The sequence below is a fragment of the Myceligenerans salitolerans genome, assembly GCF_017349295.1.
Taxonomy (GTDB): Bacteria; Actinomycetota; Actinomycetes; order Actinomycetales; family Cellulomonadaceae; genus Myceligenerans; species Myceligenerans salitolerans.
The window spans coordinates 133,966-157,033 of the sequence record NZ_JAFMPK010000027.1 but is presented as its reverse complement, the minus strand read 5'-3'; the positions used below and the strand labels follow the sequence as shown (position 1 = coordinate 157,033).

Here is a 23,068-nt window from a genome sequence, read left to right as displayed (position 1 = left end):
TCCCGCTGGCCAACGGCCGCCGTCGCGCGCAGGATGGGACGCGGTACGCGATGTCGACGAGAGGATGCCTGTGCCGGCGGCGATCGAGGACTACGGCTTCATCGGTGATCTCCAGACGGGCGCGCTGATCGGCCGGGACGGCTCGGTCGACTGGCTCTGCCTGCCACGGTTCGACTCGCCCGCGTGCTTCGCGGCCCTGCTCGGCGACGAGAACGCCGGCCGGTGGCGGATCGCTCCCGTGGACGCGGCAACCGCGAGCTCGCGCCGGTACCGGGGCGAGACGCTCGTGCTGGAGACCACCTGGGAAACGCCCGACGGGACGGTCCAGGTCGTGGACGCGATGCCGCCCCGCGGCGACGCCGCCGACCTGGTGCGCGTGGTGCGAGGCGTGAGCGGACGGGTCCGGATGCGCAGCGACCTGCGCCTGCGGTTCGACTACGGCCACGTGGACCCGTGGCTCACCGCGCACGAACGGTCCGTGACCGGCGTGGCGGGGCCCGACGCCGTACAGCTGTCGGCCGACGTCCCGCTGCGGATCCGCGACGGTGACGTGTCCGCCGAGGTGGAGGTGTCGGCCGGGGAGTCCTGTGCCTTCGTGCTGACCTATCACCCCTCTCACCTGCCCGCTCCCCGGCCCGCGGACCCCGACCGTGCGCTGCACGACACAGAGGACTTCTGGGCGCGCTGGGTCGAGCAGGCCGACTACGACGGCAGGTGGCGCGACGCGGTGGTGCGCTCGCTGATCGTCCTGAAGGCGCTCACCTACGCGCCGACGGGAGGTATCGCGGCCGCGGCGACGACGTCGCTGCCCGAGAACCTCGGGGGCGTGCGGAACTGGGACTACCGGTACTGCTGGCTGCGTGACGCGGCGTTCACGCTGCAGGCCCTCGTCTCGACCGGGTTCGTCGACGAGGCCCGGGCCTGGCGGGACTGGCTGCTGCGGGCGGTCGCGGGCGACCCGGCCGACCTGCAGATCATGTACGGCCTGGACGGGACCCGGCGCCTCGGCGAGTACGAGCTTCCCTGGCTGGCCGGCTACGAGAACTCCCGGCCCGTGCGGGTGGGCAACGCCGCGGCCGGCCAGTACCAGCTCGACGTCTGGGGCGAGGTGCTGGACTGCCTGCACGTCGCACGGGAGTCCGGGATCGCGCCCATGACGGAGGCGTGGGAACTGCAACGGGCGCTCCTGGACTTCCTCGAGGGCGCCTGGGACCAGCCGGACAACGGGCTGTGGGAGGTCCGCGGGCCGCGGCGGCACTTCGTCCACTCCAAGGTGATGGCCTGGGCCGGCGTGGACCGCGCGGTCCGGGCGGTGGAGGAGCACGGCCTCGAAGGGCCGGTCGAACGCTGGCGCGCCCTGCGGGACCGGATCCGTGCCGACGTGCTCGCCCGCGGCTTCGACGAACGCCGCGGAACGTTCACCCAGTTCTACGGTTCCGAGGGCCTCGACGCGGCGCTCCTGCTGATCCCCCGGGTGGGGTTCCTGCCCTGGCACGACCCGCGCGTGGTCGGCACCGTCGAGGCGGTGCAGAGAGAACTGTCCGAGGACGGATTCCTGCTCCGGTACCGCCCCGAGGCCGACGGCCGGGTGGACGGTCTGCCCGGCGACGAGGGCGTCTTCCTCGCGTGCACGGCGTGGCTCGCCGACGCGCTCCACGGCATCGGGCGCCACGAGGAGGCGGTCGAGGTGTTCGAACGACTCCTCGACCTGCGCAACGACCTGGGCCTGCTCAGCGAGCAGTACCACACCGGCCTGCGCCGGCAGCTCGGCAACACCCCGCAGGCGTTCAGCCACTTCGCCCTGGTCAACGCCGCCCGCCGGCTCAGCGGGGCGCCGACCACCACCGCGGAGACCCCGCGCGGAGGAACCTCCGGACCCGGCGAGGAGCAGCACCCATGAGGGCCCTGACCATCCATCCCGCACGGACGGACTCCCTCGCGGTGACGGACGTCCCGGAGCCGGCGGCGACGCACGGTTCGGTCCTCGTCGAGGGAGTCGCCCTCGGCGTCTGCGGTACCGACCGCGAGATCGCCGCCGGTGAGTACGGCTCCGCCCCGGCAGGGCAGGACCACCTGGTCCTCGGGCACGAGTCGCTCGGACGCGTCCTGGAGGCCCCTGACGGTTCGGGCCTCTCCCGCGGGGACCTGGTCGTGGGCGTCGTACGCCGGCCCGACCCGGTCCCGTGCGGTGCGTGCGCCGTCGGCGAGTTCGACATGTGCCGCAACGGGCGGTACACGGAACGAGGGATCAAGGAGCTCGACGGCTACGGCGCGCAGCGCTGGCGCGTCGAGCCCGACTACGCCGTGCGGCTCGACGCGCGGCTCGCCGACGTCGGCATGCTGCTGGAACCCACGTCCGTGGTGGCCAAGGCCTGGGACCAGATCGAGAGCGTCGGACGCCGGTCGTGGTTCGAACCTCGCACGGTCCTGGTCACCGGTGCGGGGCCCATCGGCCTCCTCGCCGCGTTGCTCGGCACGCAGCGGGGACTCGACGTCCACCTGCTCGACCGGGTCACCGACGGTCCGAAACCGGGCGTCGTCCGTGACCTCGGCGCCGAGTACCACACGGAGGACGTGGGCGACGTGATGCGAGAGCTGCGTCCCGACGTCGTCGTCGAGGCGACCGGTGCCAGCAGCGTCGTCCTGGAGGTCATGGGCGGGACCGCGCACTACGGCGTCGTCTGCCTCACGGGCGTGTCACCGGCCGGGCGGCGCGTGAAGGTCGACGCCGGCGCCCTGAACCGCGAGATCGTCCTGGAGAACGACGCCGTCGTCGGCTCCGTCAACGCGAACCTCGCCCACTACCGCGCCGCGGCCGAGGCGCTCGGCCGGGCGGACCTCGACTGGCTGAGCCGGCTCGTCACCCGGCGGGTGCCCCTGGAGCGGGCGGGCGAGGCGTTCGAGAACAGGCCGCACGACATCAAGACGGTCATCGACCTGTGAGCACCACCACTCACCGCCGGATTCACCCGCTCGTGTGATATGCCGCCCGGCTCAGGGTCTCTACTCTGGAGCTCATGCCGATGGAACCCCTGCGCATCGCGATGATCGGAACCCGAGGTGTGCCCGCGCGGTACGGGGGCTTCGAGACGGCCGTCGAGGAGATCGGGTCGCGGCTCGCGGACCGCGGCCACCAGGTGCGCGTGTACTGCCGCCGCCCCGCCGAGCAGCAGGTGTCCGACCCCCCGACCTACCTGGGCATGGAACGCGTCGTCCTCCCCGCGATGCGCCGCCGCTCCCTGGAGACGCTGAGCCACACCGCCCTGTCGGTGGCCCACCTCGTCGCCCACCGCACCGACGCCGCCATCGTGTTCAACGCGGCCAACGCGCCCCTGCTCCCCGTGCTGCGCGCCGCCCGCGTCCCGGTCGCCACGCACGTCGACGGCCTCGAGTGGCGGCGCGCCAAGTGGGGGCTGGTGGGCAAGCGCTACTACCGGGAGATGGAGACGGCGTCCGTCCGCCTCTCCGACGCCCTCATCGCCGACGCCCAGGGCATCGCCGACTACTACGCCACCCAGTACGACGTCGGAAGCCGCCTCCTCACGTACGGGGCCCCCGACCTCTCCGCGGCCGGCAGCGACCGCCTCGCCGAGCTGGACCTGACACCCGGCGGCTACCACCTCGTCGTCGCCAGGTTCGAACCGGAGAACCACGTCGACGTCGTCGTCGAGGGCTACGTGGCGAACGACGCCGAGCTCCCGCTCGTCGTCGTCGGCTCCGCCCCGTACTCCGAGGAGTACACGCGGCGCATCCAGGACCTCGCCGACGGCGACCCCCGCGTGCGGCTGCTCGGAGGCGTGTGGGACCAGGAACTGCTCGACCAGCTCTACGCCAACGCCTTCACCTACCTGCACGGCCACTCCGTGGGCGGCACCAACCCGTCGCTGCTGCGCGCGATCGGCGGCGGCACCTCCACCATCGCGTACGACGTGCCGTTCAACCGTGAGGTGCTGCGGGAGGCCGGCCGGTACTTCCGCACACCGGTGGACCTGGCCGAACAGGTCCTCACCGCCGAGGCCAACCCGGAGGACACCGCAGCGCGTGCCACCGCCCTCGCCCGGCGGGCGAAGGACTACGACTGGGACGTGGTCGTCGACGGCTACGAACAGCTCGCGCGCGATCTGGCCGCGCGAACCACCCCCGGCCCCCGCCCGTTCGCCCGGCGGCGGCGCAGGCGGGTGTTCCAGCCGTGAGACTGACCAGCTCCGCGCTGCCCCGTCCCGTGATCGACGCGGGACGCGCCACGATCCGCGGCTACGGGATGGCGACGTCGAGACTCCGCGGCGGCCCGGACTTCCTGCTCATCGGCGGCAAGCGAGCCGGCTCCACCTCCCTGTACTTCGCCCTGCTCGACCACCCGCGGGTCATGCCCCTGTTCCCCAGCGCCCGGTGGCTCCCGAAGGACAACCACACCAAGGGCGTGCACTACTTCGACTCCCACCACGACCGGGGAAGCGCCTGGTACCGGTCGCACTTCCCGGCCTCGTCGCGTCGTGGCGGCAAGGTCGTCGGCGAAGGGTCGCCCTACTACCTCTTCCACCCGCTCGCCGCGGAACGCGCGGCCCGGGAGGCGCCGGACGCCCGGATCCTGCTCGTCGTGCGCGACCCCGTGGAGCGCGCCTTCTCCCACTACCGGGAGCGTCGCCGGGAGCACGCCGAGCCGCTCGAGACCTTCGAGGAGGCGCTCGCGGCCGAGGCCGGACGGCTCGCCGGGGAGGAGGAGCGGATCGTCTCCGATCCGGGCTACCGCAGCTACGCGCACGAGCAGCTGTCGTACCGGGCGCAGGGGGAGTACGCGCCCCATCTGCGCCGCTGGCTGAAGCACTACCCGGCCGAGCGCGTGCACGTCCTGGTCGCCGAGGAGTTCTACGCCGATCCGCAGCGCGCCTGCGACGGTGTCGCCGCTTTCCTGGGGCTCGACCCGGCACCGCTGTCGGCCGAGGCGCGCACTCCGCGGAACGCCGCTCCGAGCAGCACCCTGCTCCCGGCCACCCGGGAGGAACTGACCCGGCACTACGCCCCGTTCAACGAGGAGCTGGCCCAGCTCCTGAACCGGGACCTTCCGTGGTGACGCCGGCGATCCGGCGGAACTCCTCGACGAGCCGAGCCGTGAACGCCGCGTCGTGGTCGGCGTCCGACCGGACGCGCAACCGGTCCAGCCAGAACGAGGCGGCCTCGGTGTGGCCGGGCGCTGCCTCGCCCGCCGTCGTGCCGCCCATCGCCGCTCCGCGCGGCGGGCGGCCGAAGGCGGCCACGCTCGACGCCCGGTAGTAGGACAGGTCGGCTCCGGGCGGTGCCCACGAGGCGTCCTCCCAGTCGATCAGCCAGGGAAGGCCCCGGCCGTTGCGCCGCAGGTTCCAGGCGGTGAGGTCGCCGTGCATCGGCTCCCAGTGCTCGGGAGTCCCTGCGGGCCGGTCCAGCACCCGGCCCAGGTGGTTCCGTACGTCGGCCAGCAGCGGACCGACCGGGGTGCGCCACGCCGGGGCGGCGGGGCGCGGCGGCATCGCCGTGATCAGCAACCAGTGCAGGCCGGCGACCTCCCCCCGGTCGAGCACCCGAGGAACCCGGAAGGTCTCCGCCGTCCCGTCCGGGAACGCGGACAGCGCGCGTTGCTCGCGGTCGAGCTCGGCCGGGTCCTCGCGCAGCTTGAGGAACCCGACCGGCCGGGAGGCGCGCAGCAGGAGCACCGCCATGCCCGTCCGCGACGCCTGCGGACGCGAGTAGACCGCGAGCTCGTCGAACGCCGGCAGGGAAGCCCGCAGCGCCGTCCACAGGCCGGGACCGCCGGGCGCCTCCCACAGGACCCGCTCGCCCGGTACCGCGCGCGGGCCGAGCAGCGTGGCCGCTCCCCACAGCGCCCACTGCGACGTGACGGCGTACCAGCGTGACCGTGTGATCAGCGAGATTCCGGCGGCCGCGCCGCGCCGGGAGCCGGCGGGAACCAGGACGTTCCGCGTCCCCATGGCGGGCCGGACGAGGCTCGCCCGGCCGGACGCCGTCGCGCCCGTGCCCAGTCGCGCCCTCGACCTGGGGTGCCGCGGACCGCGCCCCGTCATCGGGCCCTGCTCCTGACCGCGCGCAGCACCTCGACCAGGAGCACGGCATCGCGCCGCAGCGGGGGTGCCACCAGCAGGCACAGGGCCCACACCAGCACCGCGCTCGCGATCGCGAGGAGCAGGCCGGTCACCGGCGAGCCCGCCGCGCCCGCCGCCGGCAGCGACGCGGCGAGCCACGCCGCGAGCCCGACGGGCAGCGCCTGCGCCAGGATCCGCAGGCCGCCCAGGGCCAGCCGCCCGCCCGGATACGACGTGACGCGGGACAGCCACCAGAACGACAACGGCCACTCGAGCAGTGCCGACGCGGCGAAACCGGCGGCGATACCGTTCACTCCCCAGAAGCTGCCGATCAGCACCCCGGCGATCTTGAGCACGGCCGTCACCAGGGAGTAGGCCAGCAGCGTGCCGCTCAGCCCGCGCGCCAGGTACGTCCAGTAGCCGACGTAGGCGAGCGTCTGGCAGCCGCCGGCCACGGCGAAGGCCGCGAGGAGGGGTGCCGCCGACTCCCAGCCCGGCCCGAGGAACACCCCCACCACGACGTCGGACGCCCCGACGACCACCGCGAGCACCAGGACCACCGGGAGGGCCAGCACCTGCTGGCCGCGCAGCAGCATGCGGTCGAACCGGGCGGGCTCGTCCGCGAGGCGGGCGAGCACCGGCAGCGCCACCGTCGTGGACGGCTGGCGCAGCTGGGTCAGAGGCCGCATGAGCAGGTGGTACGCCCGGTTGTAGAGGCCCAGCGGGCCGGGGCCGAGGGAGAGCCCGATGACGAACGTGGCCAGGTTGTCAGCCCCGTAGCCGACGAGCTGCGAGCCGAGCAACCCACCGCCGAACCGGAAGAAGCCGCGGGTACCCGCGCCGCGCCGTGGCCGGGCGGGAAGCCACCGGCCCGCCACCCAGACGCCCGCGAGCGTGACGGCCGCCGTCGCGACCTGCTGGACGACGACGGCGCGGTGGTCGTGCGTCGCGACGCCGACGGCGATCGCGGCACCCAGGGCGACCACGGGCGCGGCCACCTCCACCACGGCGAGGGTCCGGAAACGCATCTCCCGGACGAGTCCGGCCTTGTGCTGGGTGGCGAGCCCGTTGACGAGGAAGACGAAGGCCAGCGCACGGCAGATCCCCGTCAACGCGGGCTCGTCGAACAGGCGCGCGATCAGTGGCGCCGCGGCGAAGCACGCGACGCACAGGACCGCGCCGATCGCGACGTTGACCCAGAAGAGGTTGTCGCGCTGCTGCCGGGTCAGGCCGGGGGCGCGCATCGCCGCGGACGACAGGCCGGCGTCACGCAGGATCTCCCCGATCCCGACGACGGCGGCGACCATGGCCACGAGCCCGTACTCGGCGGGCGGCACCAGCCGGGCGAGTACCGCGACCGCCGCGACCTGGAGCAGGATGCGCGCGCCCTGGGACGCGGCGGTGACCGTGGCGCCCCGTGCGGCACGGCGCCCGAGGCTCTGCCGTGTCCCGCCCTCCTCCGCCACGTCGTGCTCGGTCACGTCCGGCGCCACCGGTGCCGGAGACTTCCGGCGTCCCCGTCGCCGTAGGCGGCGTACGTGTCGAAGTCGTGGTCCTTGCGCGAGACACCGGTGGCGATGAGCCCGAGGCAGGTCGCGCCGATCGCGTCCAGGGACGCGATGGCGTCGTGCAGCTGGGCACGGCGGACCTTCCGCGCCCGCGCGACGACGACGGCACCCTGGGTACGGCGTGCCAGAAGCGCGGCGTCCGTCACCGGGAGCAGCGGGGGGACGTCGAAGATGACGACGTCGTAGCTCGTGCGGGCCTGCCGCACGAGCTGGTCCATCGACTCGGCCTCGATGAGCCGGCCCGGGTTGGGCGGGAGGTCCCCGGCCGTCAGGACCGCGAACCGTGGCGGCCCCACCTGCTGCACCACGTCGTCCAGGTCGGCGCGGCCGATGAGGACGGTCGACAGGCCCGCCGTGCCCTCGAGCCCGAGCCGGTCCGCCAGCGACGGGCGGCGCAGGTCGGCGTCGATGAGCAGTACCCGGGACCCGCGTTCGGCCAGCGCGTGGGCCAGGCCGATCGCCGTCGTCGTCTTGCCCTCGTCCGGGACGGACGACGTGACGACGAACGACCGGACCGGCGCGCCGACGTCCAGGAACTGCAGGTTGGTCCGGATCCGGCGGTACGACTCGGCCAGCAGCTGCGGCTCGGCCGTGCCCTTGCGGACCTGGGGCACGGTGCCGAGCACGGCGAGGTCGTCGCCGGCCGGGAGGTCCTTCGCGGTCCGGATGCGCGTGTCGAACAGCGCCAGGCCGATGGCGACGAGCACGCCGACGCCGAGGCCCGCCGCCGCGCCGCCGGCCGTGAGGAGCCGCGTGTTGGGGGCGAAGGGGTACTCGGGCGCCTCGGCCGTCGCGACGACGGTCAGCCGGACGGCGCTGCGCCCGTCGGCGTTCGACGGCGACACCTCGGACACCGTCTCGGACAGGTGGCGGGCCACGGAGTTCGCGACCTCGGCGGCCTGCCAGGGGCCCTCGGCCTCGGCGGAGATCTCGATGATCGCGGTCTCCAGCGGGACCACGGCCTCGATCTGCTCGGACAGGTCGCGCGGCGTCGTGTTCAGTCCGAGCTCCGTGATCACGGGGTTCAGCACCGCGGGCATCGTGGCGAGCGACGCGTACGAGGTCACCAGGTTCTGCGTGTAGGTCGCCCCCTGCATGAGCTCCGAGACGGTGTCGCCGCGTTCGAGGCTGACGAAGACGCTGGTGGTGGCGCGGTACTGGGGCGGGACGGTCTGCGCGAAGCCGAGACCCGCGAGGCCGCCGGCCAGCATGGCCACGACGAGGACCACCCACCGCTTGCGCAGGGCGGCGACGTAGTCAGCGAGCTCCATCCATCAGGCCTTTCCGATCGGCGGTCGCGGGCATGATAGCCGCGGCGGCGGGCTCGGTGCGGCGGGCGGTCGCCAGGCATCGCAGACCGGCCGCGGTGCCGCGCAGCGCGGGCCACAGCGTCCGCAGCGGATGCCGGACGACGGCGCGGCGGCCGCCCCGGAGCAGGACCTCGCGCGTGTGGCCCGGTGTGGCGCGCAGCCAGCCGCCCCAGCGTTCCCGCGCCACGTGCCGCGACGCGAAGAGCAGGCGGTTGCGCGTGTTGTAGTAGTGGTACTGCGGCGACTTGCCCCTGCCGTGCCCCGTGCCTCGTGCGGTGCCCTCCTGCGTGCCGCCGGCGTCGTGGACGCAGGTGAGGTCGTCCCGCAGGGCCAGGCGTCCGCCGGAGCGCGTCCAGCGCACGCTGAGGTCGACGTCCTCCCAGTACAGGAAGTACTCCGGGCCGAACCCGCCGACGTCGAGGAGCCGTTCGGTCGACGCGGCGAAGCAGGCGCCCGAGACCCAGGGCACGTCGTCCGGGCCGGTGGGCGTGCCTCTCCTGGTGCGGCCCCGGCGCATGTCGACGACGGCCCCGGTGAACCAGTCACGGCCCTGAGGGGTACGGACGGCCGGGGCCACGAGAAGCCGGGCGTCGTCGGCGACGTCGGCCACCAGGGCGTCCGCGGCGTCGAGGCCGAGGCTCGCGTCGGGGTTCAGGACCAGGCTCACGTCGCAACCCGCGTCGCGCGCGGCGCGGATCCCGGCGTCGGCGCCGCCGCCGAACCCGAGGTTCTTCCCGGGCAGGACGAGCGTCCAGTCCTGCGCGGAGCCTGCCGCGACGACACGGGCCCGCTCGGCCGGCGAACTCCAGCAGTCCACGAGTACCCGGGTCCAGGACGTGCCCGCGAACGGTCGCAGCGCGGCGGTGGCGAGGTGTACCGACCCGTAGTTCACGACGACGACAGCCGGTCTGGGGGTGGTGGGCACCAGTGCATCCTGCCGGAACGGCGGGGCGAGGGCGAGTGCTGGCTCGGGTGAAATGGCGACACCGGCGAGAATATCCGGCCACATACCCATAACCTTTCTCGCATGACATCCTTCAGCCGGACGAGAGGCTCACGGCAGAGAATCCGGACGGGGGCGGTCACCCGGAACACCACCGCGGTTCTCGCGGTCTCGTTCGTGCTGTCGACCGCGTTGTCGGCGTGCGGGTCCGCGGAGAACCGGGCCGTCGGCGTGCACCCGTCCGCCGGCGCCTCCTCCTCGGCGACGTCGGAGCCGGGACGCCGTGGAACCGCCTCACCCGCCGCCGACGGTGACGCGACGGAGGGCGAGAAGGACGCCGGGGCGTCGTCCGACTCCGGTGAGGTGGGCGACATCGTCGTCGCGGGACGCGCCACGACCGGCGTCGTCCCGCTCACCTCGAAGGCGGTCCCGATCGGCGAGGCCCCGGAGCACGACCTGTCCGTGAAGCTGGCCGCCGTCGAGTGGACGGAGACGAAACCCTCCATGCCGGGCGAGATCGCGGGGCCGGCCGTTCGGGTCGAGGTAGCGGTGATCAACTCCGGCGGCACATATCACCCTCTTGGTGCGAGCGTCGTGAACCTGTACTACGGTCCCGACCGCATACCGGCGAGCTCGCTCTCCGGTTCCGGGCAGGAGGACCTCCCGGATTCCGTGCCGGCCGGGCAGACCGTGACCGGAACCTACGAGTTCGCGGTCCCCGAGGACCGGCCCGGACGGGTGCTCGTCGAGATCGACGTCGACCCGCAGCTGCACGTCGCACTGTTCGAGGGGGAGTCAAGTCCATGAGAATCGCACCCGCCGCCCTGGCCGCCGTCGCGGCCGGAGCTCTCCTCGCCGCCTCCCTGGGAGCCGGCCCGTCCGCGGCCGCGGACACGGACGAGGACCCGGTCTCGAAGTCGGGGGTGGGACTGCGGTCGGCCTTGGACGACCTGGGCCTGTCGTCCAAGTCCGGACGGAACGGGACCACCGCCGCCCCCGCCGGCCCTGACGGCGTGCCGGCCGCGCCCGTCAGCACCGACGTCCTGCCCACCGTGCAGATCGACGGCGTCGTGTGGGCGCAGCAGGTCGTCGGCGACGTCGTCTACGTGGGCGGCTCCTTCACGGCGGCCCGCCCGGCGGGTGCCGCACCCGGGACCCAGGAGGTGGCGCGCAGCAACCTCCTGGCCTACGACCTGAACAGCGGAGAACTGGTCCAGGGCTGGGCACCCCGGGTGAACGGCGAGGTCAAGGATCTGGCGGTGTCGCCGGACGGGAAGCGGCTGTACGCCGTCGGACGGTTCACGTCCGTGGGCGGCACCACCCGCTACCGCGCGGCCGCCTTCAACACCTCCACGGGTGCGCTCACCGGCTTCCGGCCGGCGGTGAACGCGGCGGTCAACACCGTGGACGTGGCCGGCGGCAACGTCTACCTCGGCGGCAGCTTCACCTCGGTGAACAAGCAGAAGCGCGTGCGGGTCGCCGCCGTCGACAACTCCTCGGGCACGACCACGCGGGCCTTCAGGGCCGACGTCGCCGACCGCTCGGTACAGGACCTCCTCATCTCGCCCGACCGCGGCACGGTGGTCATCGCAGGGAACTTCACCGCGGTGAACGGCTCGCAGAACCCCGGCTACGGCCTGGCCCGGCTCGACGCCACCACCGGCGCGATGCTGCCGATGCCCGTGAACCAGGTGGTGCGGAACGCGGGCCAGTACTCCGCGATCCTGTCCCTCGCCGGCGACGGCGAGTACTTCTACGGCACGGGCTACCACTGGAACAAGAAGGGCTCCACGGAGGGGACGTTCGCCGCCAGCTGGGAGACCGGCCGGCTCGTGTGGCTGGAGGACTGCCACGGCGACACCTACTCGGTCGTGCCGTTCCGGGGCTCCGTCTTCATGGCCAGCCACAAGCACGACTGCAGCACCAGCGGCGGCTTCCCGGACACCGACCCGCGCAGCTTCCATCACGGTACGGCCACCACGCGGACCGTCGAGGGCGAGAACATCGCCGACGACGACCAGAGCTACCCCGACAGCCCCGGCACACCCCGGCCCGAGATCCTCAACTGGTACCCGGACTTCACACCGGGCGCCTACACCGGACAGAACCAGGGCCCGTGGGACGTCACGGCCGCGGGCGACTACCTCCTCTACGGCGGCGAGTTCACGAAGGTGAACAACCGGCCGCAGCAGGGCCTCGTGCGGTTCGCCGTGCGGGACGTCGCCCCCAACGCCGACGGACCACGTCTCGGCGGCGCGAAGTTCCGCCTGAGCCTGGTGTCGACCCAGCGGGGCACCGTCAAGGCGACCTGGCCCTCGAACCACGACCGGGACGACGGCACCCTCACCTACTCGCTGTACCGCGGGACCACGTCGAACGAACCGATCGAGGTCCGGGAGCGCACCGGCAGCTTCTGGCAGGGCGAGACCATGTCGTTCACCGACACCGGGGCCAGGCCCGGCACGACCGAGCGGTACATCGTCGTGGCCCGCGACCCGTGGGGGAACGCCGCCTGGTCGCAGTGGGCCGACGTCGCGGTGAACGGGGGATGACCGCGCGACCTGCCACGGTAGCGGTCCTCACGTACCGGCGTCCCGAGCGGCTCGCCACGGCGCTGCGGGCGCTCCTGCCGCACGTGTCCGCCACCGGGGCGAGTCTGCTGGTCGTCGACAACGACGTCACGGAGTCGGCCCGGCCGGTCTTCGAGCGCGTCACCGCCGGCCGGGAGGACGTCCGGTACGTCCACGAACCCACCCCGGGCATCGCCGCCGCGCGCAACCGCGCCCTCGACGAGGTCGCGGCCTCCGGATCGGAACTGGTCGTGTTCGTGGACGACGACGAGACCCCGGGGGAGGCCTGGCTCGCCACCCTCCTCGCCGCTCACGAACGCTACGGCGGGACGGGCGTCGCCGGGCCCGCCGTCCCCCGCCTGCCGGGACGCGACCCGTGGATCGAGTCCGGCGGGTTCTTCGCCCGCCCGCGGCATCCCAGCGGCACCCGCGTCGGCGTGGCCGCCAGCAACAACCTGCTGCTCGACGTCGGCTGGCTCGCCCGGCACGACCTCCGGTTCGACGAGGAGTTCGGGCTCACCGGGGGATCGGACACCATGCTCACCCTCCGGATCACCGCCCGGGGCGGCGCGCTGTACTGGTGCGACGAGGCCGTCGTCGAGGACCCCGTCCCGGCCAAGCGGTTCACGCGCAGCTGGGTGGTGCGCCGTGCCTACCGGGTCGGGAACTGCACGGCGCGGGCCGAGGTCCAGATCGCCGAGAGCACGCCCGCCCGCCTCGCCGCCCGGGCACGCGGCGTGGGGGCCGGCGTGACGCGGGTGATCGGCGGGCTCGCCCGCGCCGCCGCCGGCACGGTCACCGGCCGGGGCTCGGCGCGTGGGATCCGGACCTCGGCCCGCGGCGCGGGGATGATCACGGGCGCGGTCGGTGTCGTGTACACCGAGTACTCACGGGCGGCACCCAGCCGGCAACACCCCGTCGGGGTGCCGTCGTGACCGCCACCGCACGGCGGTCCGGCGCGACCGTCGTGATGTTCTCCGCCGAGGCGATACGGACCACCACCAACCCCTACCTCACGGAGCTCATGGCGTCCCTGCCCGACGACGTGGAGGCCGTGACCTTCTCCCGCCGCCGCGCCCTCCTCGGGCCGGTCGACGTCCTGCACGTGCACTGGCCCGAGACCCTGTTCCGGCGCCGGAGCCCGCTGCGGACGGCCGTGGCCGCCGCGCTGCTCGTGGTCTGCCTGGCCGCGATGCGCGTACGAGGCGTGCGGACCGTGCGGACCGTGCACAATGAGTCGCCGCACGAGGCCCCCACCGGCCTCGAGGGATGGCTGCTGCGGCTCATGGACCGGTGGACCGACGAGCTGATCCTGCTCAACCCGCACACCCGGTTCGGTCGCGACCTCACCGGCACCGTGATCCCGCTCGGCGAGCACGCCTCGACCTACGCCCGCTTCGCCGTCCCCGCCGGGAAACCCGGACGTGCCCTGCACTTCGGCCTGATCCGCCCGTACAAGGGCATCGACACGCTCGTGCGGGCGTTCCGGACGCTCGCCGACGACGGCGCCGCACTCCACGTGATCGGCCCGGCGAAGGACCCCGGCGTGCTCGACGAGGTGCGGGCCCTGGCCGCCGGGGACGACCGGATCGTGCTGCGCCCCGGCTTCGTGCCCGACGACGCCCTGGTCCGCGAGATCGGCGAGGCGCACCTCGTCGTGCTGCCCTACCGGCGGATGCACAACTCCGGCGCGGCGCTCCTGGCCCTCTCCCTCGGACGGCCCGTGCTCGTGCCCGACAACCCCGTCAACCGCGATCTCGCCGAGGAGACCGGCCCCGGATGGGTGCGGACGTACGAGGGAGAACTCGACGGCCCGGCGCTCGCGGCCGCGCTGGCCGAGCCGCTGCCCGCCGATCCGGTACGGTTCCGGGGCCGGACGTGGCCGGAGATCGGAACGGCCCACGCCGAGGTGTACCGACGGGTGGCAGCGTGACGAACGACAGCGGGGCACGTGCTCGCGCGGCGGCCCGTGCCGCCGTGACCGAGCCCATCCCTGTCGCCGCGGTGGCCGCCGGTCCCGCGGCCGGGGCCGAGGACGCCGTTCCGCGTCGCCGGCGTGGCCCGGCTCCGGTGCGGGAGTGGGAGAGCGCCGCCGTCGTCGTCGCACTGATCCTGACCGCCGCGGTCGGCTCGCGGCTCGTCGTCGCCGCGGGCGTGTCGGTCGGTACGCTGCTCGCGGTGGCGCTCGCGCCGGTGTGGCTCTCGGCGGCGGCCAAGTACCGCTGGGCCCGGACGTTCCTGGCGCTGGGCGCGCTCTGCGCGGTCACGGGGCCGGTCCTCACCACACTGGCCGAACCGGCCCACGTCGTCGACCCGCTGCTGCTGCGCGAGAACTACGTGCGGCTCGCCGAGCTGGTGCTCGGTGCCGGCGCGTTGCTGTGGGCCCGGCTGCACCTCGGCGTGCGATGGCTGGCGGTCGCCTACGGCACGGGGATGCTGATCGACGTCGTCCAGCGCGGCGAGCCGAGTTTCAAGTTCGGCGCGGGTCTCGCGGTGACGGTGATCGTGCTCGGGTGGCTCACGCCCGGCCTGCGTCCGGGCAGGGACGTGTGGCGGCGTATCCCGCGCACGGCGCAGGCGATCGCGTGCGTGTGCCTGGGGGTGCTGTTCGCGGTGGACAACGGGCGGTCCGCGTTCGCGATGCTGCTGCTGACCGCGGCGGTGGTGCTCTGGCAGGTGCGGATGGACAAGCGGTCGCTCCGCCGGTCGGCATGGGTCACGGTCGGGGCCGTGGTCGCGGCGGGTCTCGCGGCGTACGGCGGTGCGCGGGCCCTGATCCTGGACGGCGCGTTCGGGACGGCGATGGCGCAGCGCACGGCGGCGCAGCTCGAGCTGAGCGGCAACCTGCTCGCGGCCGGGCGTCCCGAGATGGGGGCGACGGCGGCGCTGATCGCGCACCGGCCGCTCGGCTTCGGGCCCGGCGTGCCGGTCAACAGCGAGGACCTGGCGGTGGCCAAGCACGGGATGTCTTTGCTCGGCTACGACCCCGAGAACAACTACGTCTACGACTACATGTTCGGCCGGGGCATCGAGCTGCACTCCCTGTTCGGTGACTTCTGGGCGGTCCACGGGCCGGCCGGTGTCCTGCTCTGGCTGTTCCTCCTGCTGCTCGTCGTGGTCGCACTGGTGCGGAGGACGGTGCGCGGGATGGCGGACGCGCTGCTCGTCTACGTCGCGATCCTCACCGCGTGGAACCTGTTCTTCAGCCCGATCTACGCCTCGGTGCCGATGCTGATCCTGGCGGTGGCGGTGCTCCTGCCCCGCTGGGCGGACGCGGTGAGCGGCGAGTCCGAGCCCGCGGGGAAGGCAGGTGCCGCCCAGGACGCCGGCACCGCTTGAGCGTGCGACGGGCGCGAGCCTGCTGGCCCACGAGGCGAAGGCAGGGCGCGGTGTGCGAGGGCGACGACGGCCCGTTCCGCCCGGTGCGGAACCGTGCTTGCAGGAAGTTACCTGGCCGTCCGGACCTGTCGAAGAACACCTCAGAAGTCTTGATGGTGCCGAGGTGGTGCCGTTCGACAGCGGTGTGGCGCTCTACAGGCCCTCCACCGGGCTTGCAGCGGGCGTGTTCCGTTGGGTCGAGGACGACGTGTCGTACATGCTGTCCGACGCCGACGCGGACCTGGAGACGTTCAAGGAACTGGCCCGATCGCTCGAGCCGATCTCCCGTGACGATCCGCGGCCGGCGCCATACCGGCGCCTTCGTCGATGTCAGTGAGCCCGCATAGGCTTGGCCTCGATGACCTCCCTCTTCGACTCCCTGCATCTTCCTGGCTTTCCCGGCGGCCCCGAGGCCGAGCCGGGCGGTACGTCGCGCCTGCCGAGCGTGGCGCCCCGATGGGACGACGACGGTGCGGGTGACTCGGCGGTCCCGGCCGAGCCCGAGTGGCTGGCCGGCTTGCCGCACGAGGCGGAGGCGCCGCGGGCCGGGGGAGCGTACGCGCACCTCGATCCGCAGGAACTGCTGGAGGGGTTGAACCCGCAGCAGCGGGCCGCCGTCGTGCACGAGGGCGGGCAGCTGCTCATCGTGGCGGGGGCCGGCTCGGGCAAGACCCGTGTGCTCACCCATCGCATCGCCTACCTTCTGGCGACGGGCCGCGCCCGGGCGGGGGAGATCCTGGCGATCACGTTCACCAACAAGGCCGCCGCCGAGATGCGCGAGCGGGTCGAGCACCTGGTGGGCCCGGCCGCGGGCCGGATGTGGGTCTCCACGTTCCACAGCGCGTGCGTGCGGATCCTGCGCCGTGAGGCCAAGACGCTGGGGCTCAAGTCGTCCTTCTCCATCTACGACGCCGCCGACAGCCGTCGCCTGATCGAGCTGGTGGCGCGCGAGCAGAACCTGGACCTGAAGAAGTACCCGGCGCGCTCCCTGGCGAACCGGATCAGCGACCTGAAGAACGAGCTGATCGATCCGGACACGTACGCGCGTCAGGCGGGCTCCGAGGAGGAGGTACCCGCGGGTGTCGGCTGGGCCGCCGCGCGGGACAAGCAGCGCTTCGACCAGGTGCTCGCCGACGTCTACACGCGCTACCAGCAGCGCCTCTCCCAGGCGCACGCCCTGGACTTCGACGACATCATCATGACCACGGTGAACCTGCTCCAGGCGTTCCCGAACGTCGCCGAGCACTACCGCCGCCGGTTCCGGCACATCCTCGTGGACGAGTACCAGGACACGAACCACGCGCAGTACGTCCTGGTGCGTGAGCTCGCGGGAGTGCCGGAGGAAGCGACAGGCGCGGCGGGAGACGGTGGGGCGGTCGCCCTCGACCCGGCCGAGCTGACCGTCGTCGGCGATGCCGACCAGTCGATCTACGCGTTCCGTGGCGCCACGATCCGCAACATCGAGGAGTTCGAGGCCGACTACCCGAACGCGACGACCCTGCTGCTGGAGCAGAACTACCGCTCCACGCAGAACATCCTCAGCGCAGCGAACGCCGTCATCTCCCGCAACGCCGGCCGCAAGCCGAAGCGGCTGTGGACGGACGCCGGATCGGGCGCCAGGATCACCGGCTACGTCGCCGACGACGAGCACGCGGAGGCACGGTACGTCGCCCAGGAGATCGACCGGCTGGGCGACGAGGACGGCGTGCGCCCGGGCGACGTCGCGATCTTCTACCGCACCAACGCCCAGTCGCGCGCGCTGGAGGAGGTGCTGATCCGCGTCGGCCTGCCGTACAAGGTGGTGGGCGGCACGCGCTTCTACGAGCGCAAGGAGGTCAAGGACGCGGTCGCCTACCTGCGCGCGCTCGCCAACGCGGACGACGACGTGAACCTGCGCCGTATCGTCAACGTCCCCAAGCGCGGGCTGGGGGCGCGGGCCGAGTCGCTGGTCGCGGACTTCGCGGAGCGGGAGCGGATCTCGTTCGGCGCGGCCCTCGACCGGGTCGAGGAGATCCCGGGCATGACGACCCGGTCCCTGAAGCCGCTGCGGGCGTTCGCCGAGCTCATGACCGGCCTCCGCGAGCTGGTCGACGACGGCGCCGGGCCGGCCGAGATCCTGTCGGCCGTGCTGGACCGGACGGGCTACCTGGCGGAGCTCCGGGCGTCGGACGACCCGCAGGATGCCTCCCGCGTGGAGAACCTCGCCGAGCTGCACGCCGTGGCGACGGAGTTCAGCGAGCTGGAGCCCGAGGGTGACCTCGCCGACTTCCTGGAGCGGGTGTCGCTCGTCGCGGACGCGGACCAGATCCCGGACGAGGACGTGGCGGACGGCGCCGCCGAGGAGGCCAAGGACGAGTCGGCCGACCGCGGCGTCGTCACCCTCATGACCCTGCACACCGCGAAGGGCCTGGAGTTCCCGGTCGTGTTCCTCACGGGCATGGAGGACGGCACGTTCCCGCACATGCGCTCCATGAACGACGACGTCGAGCTCGCCGAGGAACGCCGGCTCGCCTACGTGGGCATCACGCGGGCGCGCGAGCGGCTGTACATCTCCCGGTCGGCCGTCCGGTCGGCGTTCGGGATGTCCAACGAGTTCCCGCCGAGCCGTTTCCTCGACGAGATCCCGGAGGAGCTCTGGGACTGGAAGCGGCGCGAGTCCTCGACGCAGGCGATCCGCGGCGGGTACGGCGGCTGGGGGGCGGGCAGCTACGGCTCGGGTGACGGTCGTCGTGGTGGAGCCTCCGGCTCCCGGGTGGACACCTCGTGGGGCGGCTCACGCTCGCGCTCGGATCGTGCCGCGAACGGCCGGGGCGCGGCAGGACCGTCGTCGGGCAAGGTCCCCGGGTTCGGTTCGGTCAACGTGCAGAAGTCCGTCCCGTCCCTGGACGTGGGCGACAAGGTCACCCACGACACCTACGGCCTCGGCACGGTGATCGGTGTCGAGAAGAACGACGTGGTCAAGATCGACTTCGGCAGCGACGGAAGCAAGCGCATCGCCCTCAAGTACACCAAGGTCACCAAGCTCTGACCTCGAGACCCGGGATCAGATGAGGCCCGCCCAGCGTCGCGCGACGTCGACCAGCTCGACCCGGTCGAGGGGCATCGTGCACGGCAACGCAGCCCCGCGCGCGCTCTCAGGCCGAGCGTTCCTCCAGCTCGTCGAAGGCCTCCTGGATCTGGTCCGTGTACACCGCGATGCCCTCCATGGTGGGGTGGGTCGCGTCCGCGTGCAGCAGCTCGGGCCGTTTCGCGCACACGGCGTTCCAGTCCACGACCACGACGTTCGCCCGGCCTTCCGCAATCTTCTCGAGCCGGGCGTTCGCGTCCGGCACCCAGTACGAGATCCCGACCGTGTTCACCAGCACCACCAGCCGCTCCGGGCCGATGAGGTCCAGTGTCTTCTCCGCCGCCGCGACGGACCCGTCCTCCTGGAACCCGGCGTTGGTACCGAAGTTGAGGACGACGACGTCGCGCAGCGTGCCCTTCTTCTTCGCGTCGCGAACGATTCCCGGCGCGTCGGTCCACTTGCGGTTGGGCACGGCGTCGATGTCGGAGCGGGGCCAGCGGTCGATCAGCGCCGGCGCCGCGGCCGACAGTACCGAGTCGCCGAACCCGACGACATGCCTGCCGCTGCCCGCTCCGGGTGCTGCCGCCCGGTCGAGGCCGCTCTCCGGACCGGCGGTGGAACCGGCCGTCCCCGTCCCGCCCTCGTCATCGCCGTCGCGGTCCGCGGCGGACTGAACGGCCAGCCCTGCCTCGACCGCCTGCTGCGCACCCGAGACCCGAGGTGCGGTGGCGACCGCCGTCGTCGTCCCCGCGAGAGCCAGGACGGTGACGCCGACGGCGACCCGGGCCGCCCAGACGCGTGTGTTCGGGACCCGGGCCGCGACCTGCGCCCACAGCGCACGGAACGCGCCCCGGAAGCCGAGCCGCCGCACCGGCATCTCCACGAACCGGTACGACGCCGCGGCCAGGGCCAGTGTCGCGACGACCACCGTCCCGCCGACGGCCCACCCCTGCCGTATCACGGCCCCGACCACGAGCAGCACGGGCCAGTGCCACAGGTAGATCCCGTACGACCGCTCACCGATCCAGCGCAGCGGCGCCAGTTCCATGACGACGGTCAGCCACCGCACCTCGGAGGCGCACGCCAGCACGAGCACGACCGTCAGCAGCGAGGCGAGCGCGAGCCCGAGCGGGTAGGTCAGGGCGCTGTCGTCGCGCAGCAGGGCCCAGAGCGCGATCAGACCGCCGAGGGCGAGCGGTGGCACCAGACGTGCCCCGATGCCGCCGAACTGCGTCCCGGTCGCGGGCGGGCGCAGTGCGAGAGCCGCGCCGAGCAGCAGGCCGAACGCGTGGGTGTCGGTGCCGTAGTAGACCCGGGTGGGGTCGTCGCCGGTGTGGAGCAACGCCATCGCTGCCGCGGAGGCGACGGCCGCGGTGACGAGGATCGGCGTGCGCCGGCGCGCGGACCGCACGGCGAGCAGCAGGGCCACGAGGAGCACCGGCCAGGCGAGGTAGAACTGCTCCTCGATGGCCAGGGACCACAGGGGACGCAGCAGCTCCGGAGCGGTCTCGTCGAAGTAGTCGGAGCCGGCGGAGATCTCCAGCCAGTTGGTGCCGAACGTCACCGCGCCGAGCAGCTGGCGCCCGATCCCGACGGTGAGGTCGGACTCGACCAGTCGCGCCACGGGAATCGAGACGAGCAGCACGAGCAGCAGGGCGGGGAGCAGCCGGCGGGCACGCCGCGTCCAGAAGCGGGGCAGGTCGACCCAGCTCGTGGTGCTGATCTCGCGGAGCAGCAGCGTGGTGATGAGGAACCCGCTGACGACGAAGAACATGTCGACGCCGACGAACCCGCCCGGAACCCACCCGGGTTCGAGGTGGTAGGCGACGACGGCGGCCACGGCGAGCGCACGCAGACCGTCGAGCCCGCGGATCCGGGGGCCGGGGCGTGACGCCGCGGTCCAGGAAGTGGTGGTCACATCGGCCACACCCGGACGTTACCGGACGTTCCGCGACCGCGGCGCCTCAGACCGCGCGCAGGTGCAGGACGAGGGCCTGCATCGGCCACAGGTTCGGGATCTGGAGCCCCACCCGGTCCAGGACCGTCCCCGGGACGTCGCCGGTCTCCTTGCCCAGCCACCGCGGCGTCCCGCCGAACCACTTCGCCGGCCCCGCCTCGTCCCGCAGCCGCACGGTGTAGCGCCGGTCCGGGTCGAGGCCCGGCAGGACGACCCGTTCGGGCCGCGCGTCGGCCAGGGAGCCGACGGTCGCCACCGTGAACACGGCCTCGGTCGCGTCCGGTGCCACGACGCCGCGTACCCGCAGCGCGGGGTCGGCGGGATCACCGTGCACGACGGTCCCGGAGTGCAGCAGCCCGCGCAGCTCCTTGTAGAGCGCGGCGTACGCGCCGATCGCCTCGGTCTCCTCGGGTGTGCAGCCGAGAATGTCCCACTCGAAGCCGGCGTGTCCCTGGAGGGCGGTCGCCACCCGGTAGGAGAGGTCGGTGGCGCGCCCGGACGAGTGCGCCGGCGACGGCCCGACGTGCGCCCCGATCAGCTCCGGCGGCAGGACGAGCTCGGTCCAGCGCTGGATGTCCTGCCGCTCCGCCGGGTCGTTCGAGTCGGACGCCCACACGCGGTCGGTCCGCGCAAGCACGCCCAGGTCGGTGCGTGCCCCACCGGACGAGCAGGACTCGATCTCCAGCCCCGGATGGTCCGCCTTCAGACGGTCCATGAGACGGTAGGCCGCGAGTGTCTGGGCGTGGGTGCCGGGGCGGGGTGTGCCGCCCTCGACGTGCACGGGCTCCACGAGATCCCGGTTGTGGTCCCATTTCACGAACGCGATACCGAGCGCGTCGATGAGCGCGGACATCTGTCCGCGCACGTGGTCCCATGCCTCGGGGTGGGCCAGGTCGAGCACGTACTGGTTGCGGAACGAGAGCCCGTCCGGCGAGGGGACGGACGCGGCGTTCCCGAGGACCCACTCCGGGTGGGCGCGCGCGAGGTCCGAGTCGAGATTCACCATCTCCGGCTCGAACCAGAGCCCGAACTGCATGCCGAGCTCCTGGACCAGGTCCGCCAGCGGCTTCAGCCCGTCCGGCCACACCGCGGGATCCACCACCCAGTCACCGAGTCCCCGGGTGTCGTCCCGCCGGTCGTGGAACCAGCCGTCGTCGAGCACGAACCGTTCGACGCCGACGGCGGCGGCCGCCCGGGCGAGCGCCGCGACACGCTCCGGGTCGTGGTCGAAGTACACGGCCTCCCAGGTGTTCAGCACGAGCGGCCGGACACCGGCCGGGTGCTGCTCCCGGGCTCGGAGCCAGGTGTGGAACCTGCGGGAGAGCCCGTCCAGACCGCTGTCCGACCAGGCGAAGTAGGCGGTGGGCGTCTCGTGGGTCTGCCCGGGGGCCAGGCGGATCTCGCCGGGCCGGAGCAGCTCGCCGGCGCCGAGCTGGGTCTCGTGGTCGGTCATCCGGTCCGTCCGGTGCACGACGTCGGCCGACCATCCCAGATGTACCGCCCACGCCTCGCCGCTCCGGTTCCGTGGCGGGCCGGCAGAGGCGATGCTCACCCATGGCGCGTCGTGCCCGCCACGTCCCCGCCGGCTCGTCACGGTGGCGGCGCCGGACGGCATCGTGGTGGTGGCCGGCGTCTTCTCCCGGGCCCAGCGGCCGGTGAAACCGGTCAGGTGGCCGGCGGCGCGGGGCACGGGAAGGACGGCGTCGAGCTGCTCCACGGTCACGGCGCCGGTGCCGGTGTTCGTGAGGGCGTGCCGCAGCGTCACCAGGCCGCCCTGTGCGACGGCGAGCTCGGTGCGCAGTTCGAGGCCGTCCGACGTCGCGGTGAGCCGCAGTGTGGCGTCGTCGCCGGTGCACCCGGTCACCGTCCAGCGGGGGAACACGGGGCCGCCGTCGCGCAGCAGGAGGACTCCGGGACGTCCCGACCAGCCGTCCGACTCCTGCGGGAGCAGGGGGACGCGCCGGCCGGCGTCGAGCGTGCCCGGTGGGGTCCGGGGATCGGTGGCGGCGTCGAGGGCCGCGTGGTCGGAGGCGGTGAGCGGTCCCAGGTCGGCACCCCAGTGCAGGACCGACGGCAGGCCGGTGGCCGGGTGCTCGAGGACGACGGCGACGCCGTCGCGCCGGAGGGTGGTGAGAGTCATCGGGTTCATTATCTCCGTGGCGGATCTATGACAGCGTTGTCGTAGACGCCTCCCAGCATAG

17 protein-coding genes are annotated in these 23,068 nt (G+C 73.2%); 11 read left to right on the top strand and 6 right to left on the bottom strand.

Translation table 11 applies throughout. From position 1 onward, the window contains the following. Positions 1-64: 64 nt before the first annotated feature. The 4 genes from J0911_RS06065 to J0911_RS06050 all read left to right on the top strand — a co-directional run bounded on the left by J0911_RS06065 (position 65) and on the right by J0911_RS06050 (position 5,071). Entirely contained in the window at positions 65-1,900 is a 1,836-nt protein-coding gene (locus J0911_RS06065; RefSeq protein WP_207274569.1) for a glycoside hydrolase family 15 protein, read from the top strand. After that, positions 1,897-2,943 (top strand): glucose 1-dehydrogenase, encoded by a 1,047-nt coding sequence (locus tag J0911_RS06060; RefSeq protein WP_207274568.1) that lies wholly within the window; start codon positions 1,897-1,899, stop codon positions 2,941-2,943. Before J0911_RS06065 ends, J0911_RS06060 begins: the two co-directional genes overlap by 4 nt. A gap of 74 nt (positions 2,944-3,017) precedes the next feature. Next, entirely contained in the window at positions 3,018-4,193 is a 1,176-nt protein-coding gene (locus J0911_RS06055; protein WP_207274567.1) for a DUF1972 domain-containing protein, read from the top strand. After that, the gene (locus J0911_RS06050) at positions 4,190-5,071 is read left to right on the top strand and encodes a sulfotransferase domain-containing protein (protein WP_207274566.1); all 882 of its coding nucleotides are present in this window, start codon (positions 4,190-4,192) and stop codon (positions 5,069-5,071) included. The genes J0911_RS06055 and J0911_RS06050 overlap by 4 nt, the downstream gene beginning before the upstream one ends. Here the strand turns inward: J0911_RS06050 and J0911_RS06045 are convergent. From J0911_RS06045 to J0911_RS06030, 4 genes are read right to left on the bottom strand one after another with little or no spacing between them, the layout of a single operon-like run. Beyond that, on the bottom strand, positions 5,025-6,056 hold the full coding sequence (locus J0911_RS06045; protein ID WP_207274565.1) for a phosphotransferase: 1,032 nt from the start codon (positions 6,054-6,056) through the stop codon (positions 5,025-5,027). The two genes, J0911_RS06050 and J0911_RS06045, sit on opposite strands and share 47 nt — an antisense overlap. Beyond that, complete coding sequence (locus J0911_RS06040) at positions 6,053-7,555, bottom strand: lipopolysaccharide biosynthesis protein (RefSeq protein WP_307864938.1); 1,503 nt, start codon at positions 7,553-7,555, stop codon at positions 6,053-6,055. The genes J0911_RS06045 and J0911_RS06040 overlap by 4 nt, the downstream gene beginning before the upstream one ends. Further along, complete coding sequence (locus J0911_RS06035; protein WP_207274563.1) at positions 7,552-8,913, bottom strand: tyrosine-protein kinase domain-containing protein; 1,362 nt, start codon at positions 8,911-8,913, stop codon at positions 7,552-7,554. Before J0911_RS06035 ends, J0911_RS06040 begins: the two co-directional genes overlap by 4 nt. Then, positions 8,900-9,877: a glycosyltransferase family 2 protein gene (locus tag J0911_RS06030; protein WP_207274562.1), complete on the bottom strand. Its 978-nt coding sequence runs from the start codon at positions 9,875-9,877 to the stop codon at positions 8,900-8,902. The genes J0911_RS06035 and J0911_RS06030 overlap by 14 nt, the downstream gene beginning before the upstream one ends. A 102-nt stretch (positions 9,878-9,979) precedes the next feature. Between J0911_RS06030 and J0911_RS06025 the strand changes: the two genes are divergently transcribed. The 7 genes from J0911_RS06025 (at position 9,980) to pcrA (ending at position 18,871) form a co-directional block, all read left to right on the top strand. Continuing rightward, entirely contained in the window at positions 9,980-10,702 is a 723-nt protein-coding gene (locus J0911_RS06025) for a hypothetical protein (protein WP_207274561.1), read from the top strand. Then, a complete protein-coding gene (locus J0911_RS06020; RefSeq protein WP_207274560.1) occupies positions 10,699-12,447 on the top strand; it encodes a hypothetical protein in 1,749 nt (582 codons plus the stop codon). Before J0911_RS06025 ends, J0911_RS06020 begins: the two co-directional genes overlap by 4 nt. Beyond that, on the top strand, positions 12,444-13,400 hold the full coding sequence (locus J0911_RS06015; RefSeq protein ID WP_207274559.1) for a glycosyltransferase family 2 protein: 957 nt from the start codon (positions 12,444-12,446) through the stop codon (positions 13,398-13,400). The genes J0911_RS06020 and J0911_RS06015 overlap by 4 nt, the downstream gene beginning before the upstream one ends. After that, on the top strand, positions 13,397-14,398 hold the full coding sequence (locus tag J0911_RS21020) for a glycosyltransferase (protein ID WP_207274558.1): 1,002 nt from the start codon (positions 13,397-13,399) through the stop codon (positions 14,396-14,398). Before J0911_RS06015 ends, J0911_RS21020 begins: the two co-directional genes overlap by 4 nt. Then, the gene (locus J0911_RS06005; protein ID WP_207274557.1) at positions 14,395-15,804 is read left to right on the top strand and encodes a hypothetical protein; all 1,410 of its coding nucleotides are present in this window, start codon (positions 14,395-14,397) and stop codon (positions 15,802-15,804) included. Before J0911_RS21020 ends, J0911_RS06005 begins: the two co-directional genes overlap by 4 nt. A 163-nt stretch (positions 15,805-15,967) precedes the next feature. Further along, positions 15,968-16,180 (top strand): hypothetical protein, encoded by a 213-nt coding sequence (locus J0911_RS06000; protein WP_207274556.1) that lies wholly within the window; start codon positions 15,968-15,970, stop codon positions 16,178-16,180. Positions 16,181-16,201: 21 nt separating this feature from the next. Continuing rightward, on the top strand, positions 16,202-18,871 hold the full coding sequence (gene pcrA, locus J0911_RS05995) for a DNA helicase PcrA (protein WP_207274555.1): 2,670 nt from the start codon (positions 16,202-16,204) through the stop codon (positions 18,869-18,871). 106 nt (positions 18,872-18,977) lie between these two features. On the opposite strand, the gene J0911_RS05990 is transcribed toward pcrA, so the two are convergent. Both J0911_RS05990 and J0911_RS05985 read right to left on the bottom strand, forming a co-directional pair. After that, positions 18,978-20,837 (bottom strand): acyltransferase family protein, encoded by a 1,860-nt coding sequence (locus J0911_RS05990; RefSeq protein ID WP_207274554.1) that lies wholly within the window; start codon positions 20,835-20,837, stop codon positions 18,978-18,980. 37 nt (positions 20,838-20,874) lie between these two features. Next, the gene (locus J0911_RS05985) at positions 20,875-23,007 is read right to left on the bottom strand and encodes an alpha-galactosidase (protein WP_207274553.1); all 2,133 of its coding nucleotides are present in this window, start codon (positions 23,005-23,007) and stop codon (positions 20,875-20,877) included. Between the last annotated feature and the right edge of the window lie 61 nt (positions 23,008-23,068).

Coding starts and splice junctions, on each gene's coding strand:
- pcrA (WP_207274555.1), top strand. CDS start 16,202: ATGACCTCCCTCTTCGACTCCCTGCATCTTCCTGGCTTTCCCGGCGGC.
- J0911_RS06015 (WP_207274559.1), top strand. CDS start 12,444: ATGACCGCGCGACCTGCCACGGTAGCGGTCCTCACGTACCGGCGTCCC.
- J0911_RS06065 (WP_207274569.1), top strand. CDS start 65: ATGCCTGTGCCGGCGGCGATCGAGGACTACGGCTTCATCGGTGATCTC.
- J0911_RS06055 (WP_207274567.1), top strand. CDS start 3,018: ATGCCGATGGAACCCCTGCGCATCGCGATGATCGGAACCCGAGGTGTG.
- J0911_RS06025 (WP_207274561.1), top strand. CDS start 9,980: ATGACATCCTTCAGCCGGACGAGAGGCTCACGGCAGAGAATCCGGACG.
- J0911_RS05985 (WP_207274553.1), bottom strand. CDS start 23,007: ATGACTCTCACCACCCTCCGGCGCGACGGCGTCGCCGTCGTCCTCGAG.
- J0911_RS06035 (WP_207274563.1), bottom strand. CDS start 8,913: ATGGAGCTCGCTGACTACGTCGCCGCCCTGCGCAAGCGGTGGGTGGTC.
- J0911_RS06045 (WP_207274565.1), bottom strand. CDS start 6,056: ATGACGGGGCGCGGTCCGCGGCACCCCAGGTCGAGGGCGCGACTGGGC.
- J0911_RS06020 (WP_207274560.1), top strand. CDS start 10,699: ATGAGAATCGCACCCGCCGCCCTGGCCGCCGTCGCGGCCGGAGCTCTC.
- J0911_RS06060 (WP_207274568.1), top strand. CDS start 1,897: ATGAGGGCCCTGACCATCCATCCCGCACGGACGGACTCCCTCGCGGTG.